Genomic DNA, 4821 nt, shown 5'->3' on the forward strand with positions numbered 1-4821 from the left:
TCCGAACCAGTGGGTCAGGCGGCGTAGCGCGGTGGCCGCCGCGGCCGGGCCGTCGCCGACGAGGGCCTGGCGCACGGTGCCCTTGCGGCAGCCGGACCGGCCGGCCTTTCCGGCCACCCTTGGCGAGCTGGGCGTGGGAGATCACCCGGCACAGCCGCCGATAACCCTCGACCCCACGCGCCAGGGCCAGCAGGTGGGAGCCCTCGGGGTCGGGGACGCCGCCCTGGGGCGCGGACAGTCCGAGCGACAGTTCGGCGCCGTGGCCGGTGCGCATGCCGAGCTCGCGGCCGGCCTCGGCGAAGCGGACCGCGCCGTACATGCCGTCGTGGTCAGCCAGCAGGACCGCGTCCAGCCCGAGCCGCGCGGCCTCTTCGACGAGCTGTTCGGGGTGGCTGGCGCCGTCGAGGAAGCTGAAGTTGGAGTGACAGTGCAGCTCCGCGTACGGCACCCGCCCGCCCTCGGCCTCGACATCCGCCCGTGGCCGCAACCCCACGGGCGGCTGATAGCCCTCCCGCTTGTGCGACCGCGGCGCCTCCTCGGCACCCGGCCGCGTGACCGACGCGCCACGGCCGGACGCGATCCGCTCCAGCTCCGACCACGGCATCGGCGGGTTGTTGAACGCCACGACGAACTCCCACAACAACGTCTTCGCCGTGGGAAGGCCGGCAACCAGCAACTATCGAACGCGTGTTCGTATACTCTCCTTGACGTGCGTTGATCGCAACATGCCCATCGCCACACTGCCCTGAACGGGTGGTGGACGCGGTGGGCATCGTCGGCACGTGGACATGCTGCGAACGCCACACCGCGAGAGGCATGTCGAGCCCCGGTGACCGCCGCGGCCCGGTGGCCGCCGCGGCCCGGCTTACGGTCAGCGCAACCCAGGGTGGACGAGAGCAGGGATGTGGCCGTGGCCGAGGAAGACCAGCCGACGAAGAAGTGTTTCCAGTGCCGGAGTGCCGAACCCGGCCCCGGTGGCGTGTTTCTCCGGACTAAGACGGAACGTCCTTGATCACTGATGCCCCGGGTTCGTCACTGCGGCGCGTCGGTGAGGGCACGTAGGTTCCATGGTTCACCTGTCGGCGCGGATCTTCCTCCGGATGGGCGCACCGGTACCTGTCCTGTTGGGGCGGCCGGTTGGCCGGCCCCGCCAACGACACTGCTTCAAGCCTGCCGAGCCCTGCGTCAGGGTCGCGGCCTGCGTGCTGCCCGGTATTCCTGTCCGCGCTCGTCCGACTGTTTGTAGACGACGTCGGGTGCTTCCGGTGCTGGCCACACGGAAAGCAGGTAATTCTCGACGGGTTCCTGGATGTTGAGATGGGGGGCGATGTCGCGGCCGCGGGCGTGCACGCGTAGCCGGTAGGTGCCGGGTCCCGCGTGGGCCAGGTTGGGGAATTCCGGAGGGGGATCAGCCGCCAGGTCGTGAGCGATGAGTTCTCCGTCCTCCGACTCGACCGAGACTTCGGCGACCTCGTCCGAGTCGTCGAGCTCGACCGAGTCGGGTGCGGTGTCGAGCAGCTGAACGGTCACGGTGACGGGACCGTCAGTGATGCCGGTGAGGATGAGCGCCCCGTTGAAGTCCGACCCCACGAGACCGTTGACATAGGCAAGTCTCAGGTCGGGGCAAGAGCCGCTCCAGTCCGTCACGACGAAGAATGCATAACCAACGTGCAGATCAGCGGTCGCCGTCCTCACCGGCTCGTTCATGGGGCCTGACGCGACCTCGGCGAGCGCGTCGGCCCCGGCAGGTACGACGAGTTCGCCGGGTGGGGCGGATCCAGCCAGGGCGCCACCGCGGTGCCAGGAGTGGAGATGCTGCTCGCCGCCAACCACGACCCGCTCAGATCAGTACGGCACATCCACACCGAGCTCCCGCAACCTGGCTACCGCCAGAGAAAGACACACTTCGGCACTGGACCCATCGGCCCGCATACCTGTGCTCAGCAGCCCGCCACTCGCCACGAAAGTCCAGGACGGACGCCCCTCTGTCAGCCTCTCAGCATCAACCCTCAGCATCGCGTTCACGCCCTGCTCCGCGAGCCAATCCAAGATCAGCAGCGCCGCATCTTCGACACCGCCGCCATGGTCAACCTTCGGCCAACGGCCCTTCTGTCCAGTCACGACACAACCCTACCGACGAGCCGCGACAACCCCATGGACTGCACGAGCCCACCGTCCGCGACTTGCAAAGTGCAGAGAAAGCGTGGAAGTCCACGGGTTGAACTTCCCGGGCGCGGCGCCTCCCGCGCCCACCCATCGCTACCCCCGCCCTCGTAGACGGCTGTTCAGCATCAAACCGCAATGAAGCACGAACGTCGATCTGCCCACGTCTCCGACATCGGCCCACCCATGCGAAGCCGCGCCGCCGCAGGGCCCACGTCAAATCCGGTTAACGGTGCTGTGCGCCGGCTGCCTGCACGACATCGCCACCGCGCCGCTGGCCTACGACGTGGCTCTCGCCAACGCCAAGAAGCTGTCCAGCCAGTACCGCTGACCAAGCTCCTCCGGGGGATCTCAACTCGGGTAGTACCCATCGCCCCGCGTGCCGGATTGACCGGCCGCCGGGCGTTGTCATTCATCGCCTCGTTCACCTTTGACCTGCACGTGGTGTCGAGTTAGGTGTGGGTGTGGAAGGGAAGTTCGCCGGTGGCGGCGAAGGTTACAAGATCTTTTGTGGGTGGGTTCTGGCTGGTCGGTGCCCAAGGACGCAATCCTGCACGCGGGCCAAGCGGGTTCAGTGTGGCGTGCCGGTGAGGGTGCGTAGGTGGTTCTCGACGCGGGCGGCGAGGGCTGGTGCGTGGTCGCTCTCGTCGAGCAGCAGGTCTATCGCGACGGTCAGCGCTCGGCTCAGCTCGGCTGGGTCAAGGGAACGGACGAGCGCCTCGGCGAACCGTTCGCGAGTCTCTGCTGGCAACAGGTGTGCGCCGCGTGCGTGCCAGTCCTGAACGCCGGCGCGTCTGCTCGCCAGGGTGAGCGTCTCGTTGCGGAGGCTGCTGATCCAGTACTCCGCTTGCAGCGCGCGGCCGCGCTCAATGCACACGCGAGCACGTACTGCGTGGTGAACGGCGTGGCCGAATGCGTCTGTGTTGTCGCGCGGGGCGGCGGCGATGGGATCGTTAACCTCCCCGAACAAGAGCCGGAAGGTGTCGCCCCGTGCCGCGAACTGGCTCGTCGGCGTCACCGAGACATCGACCTGCAACGCGCCAGGCAGCAGGAACACCCGGTAGGTGATGGGATCTGCAGCGAGGTCGAACAGCGCCGTGCCATCGAACTGTGTCCGCAGCTTCTCCGCCCACTCATCGAGTACCGCGACAGGTTTCGTGGTGTCCGCGACCGCGAACGTGAGGTCGATGTCCGACCATCGGTCGCCCTCAGCGTGGGCCCGGGATCCCACCACCGCGGCTGCAGTAATTCGCTCGTCGACCTCGGCAAGGCGGATGAGGAAGCCTCGACCTCGTCGCGCAACACAACGTCAAACATGCCCGCAAACTCCTCACCGTCGACGCGCAGAACCTACGCCCCTTAGGCCGGTCAACCGTGCTCTGCACGGCCTGCAAAAAGGACGTCGCCACGTTCGTAACCCCGTGGACGAGGTTCTGCCGAGAGCGAAGCAGGTGTCGAGTCAGGCACGCTAAGCGCCGTTGTTGACCGTGGCCGCACCTCGCGTGCAGGCCTCCCGGTAGCAAGCGGCGGGGAAACAACGCTGAGCGGTCAGTGGTCGGGGCGGGTGGCGAGGCCTTCGGCGTAGAACTGCTCGAGGGATGCAGCGCGGGCGAGGTGATCAAGCGGCAACCGCGCCGCTGCACGATAAAGACCCGTCACCCCGGCTAGTCACCCATGGCGCGAGCGGCGTCGGCGCGATGCTGTGCCAGGTTCCGCAGTCGGGCGAGCACGAAGTTTCTGCCGGTGCCGTCCCAGGCCGCGTGCGGGTCCCCCTCGGTAGCCCACGGCACATGCTCGACCAGGGTGAGGTCGGAGTCGGCGCTGGGGAACGAGATCTGCCCCTCGCCGGGGCCGGCGTCGGGGTCGGTGAGGTACAGCACCGTTTTGGTGCCGGGCAGCCCCGTGGGGTCGGTTTTCAACCGCGGGTTCAGGCCCGGGTCGGCCGCGAGCGCCGCGAGCAGGTGCATCCGATCGAGGTGGACGGAGCGGAGCTGGGCCTCCAGCTCGGCCACCCGGGCCCGCAGCTGCTCCAGCTCACCGCCGGGGGAGCCGTCGAGGCCGGCAGGTTGGACGCTCCCACGCTGCTCGTCGTGGAAGCTCATGGTGCAGCCTTTCCAGTCTGGCGTGCGCTACTGCACGGTCCGACCACCCGGACGAAACACCAGCGGTGGAGAGATGACACCAACTCGCAATGGACCGTGTGTTTGTCACGTCCGGTGGTGGGTATGGCCGGGGACAGGGGTCGCGACCCGACAAGCGTGCGTCGCACGGCGGCGCGCGGGGGTGCTGCCGGTCAAGCAGCGGCCGGCAGCGCCCGTCTTTCGCAAGACAGACGAATAGCGGCACGCGGCGCGGGTGGCCGCGTGCCGAGTCAGTCGACGGTGTTGAGGCCCTGGGCCTGGTTGAGGCGCTGGGCTTCGTGGAGTTGGTCTTCGAGGGTGACGATGCGGCAGGCGGCGTCGATGGCGGTGCCCTGATCGACCAGTTCCCGTACCCGGGTGGCCAGGCGCAGCTGGTGGCGGGAATAGCGGCGATGCCCACCGGCGGAGCGTTGCGGGGTGATCAGGCCGGCCTCGTCGAGGCTGCGCAGGAAGCCTTGAGTGGTGCCGAGCATGTCGGCGGCCCGGCCCATGGTGTAACCGGGGTAGTGCTCGTCGT

At 68.2% G+C, this 4821-nt stretch carries 5 protein-coding genes and 1 pseudogene; all 6 read right to left on the reverse strand.

The window, feature by feature from the left end; translation table 11 throughout:
- Positions 1–625: pseudogene (locus tag AB0F91_RS46795) on the reverse strand (PHP domain-containing protein); the annotation flags it as partial.
- A gap of 560 nt (positions 626–1185) precedes the next feature.
- Positions 1186–1707 (reverse strand): hypothetical protein, encoded by a 522-nt coding sequence (locus tag AB0F91_RS46800; RefSeq protein ID WP_360608942.1) that lies wholly within the window; start codon positions 1705–1707, stop codon positions 1186–1188.
- A gap of 138 nt (positions 1708–1845) precedes the next feature.
- Positions 1846–2121: a hypothetical protein gene (locus AB0F91_RS46805; RefSeq protein WP_360608944.1), complete on the reverse strand. Its 276-nt coding sequence runs from the start codon at positions 2119–2121 to the stop codon at positions 1846–1848.
- A 613-nt stretch (positions 2122–2734) separates the two neighbouring features.
- Positions 2735–3394, reverse strand: a complete 660-nt coding sequence (locus AB0F91_RS46810) for a nucleotidyltransferase domain-containing protein (RefSeq protein WP_360608946.1) — start codon at positions 3392–3394, stop codon at positions 2735–2737.
- Between the two features lie 433 nt (positions 3395–3827).
- Positions 3828–4265 carry a hypothetical protein gene (locus AB0F91_RS46815; RefSeq protein ID WP_360608948.1) on the reverse strand — a complete coding sequence of 146 codons (438 nt, stop codon included), beginning with the start codon at positions 4263–4265 and terminating at the stop codon, positions 3828–3830.
- A 269-nt stretch (positions 4266–4534) separates the two neighbouring features.
- On the reverse strand, positions 4535–4821 hold a 287-nt coding region (locus tag AB0F91_RS46820; protein WP_360608950.1), incomplete at its 5' end, for a helix-turn-helix domain-containing protein.

Source organism: Amycolatopsis sp. NPDC023774 (assembly GCF_040639695.1).
In the GTDB taxonomy this organism is placed as follows: Bacteria; Actinomycetota; Actinomycetes; order Mycobacteriales; family Pseudonocardiaceae; genus Amycolatopsis.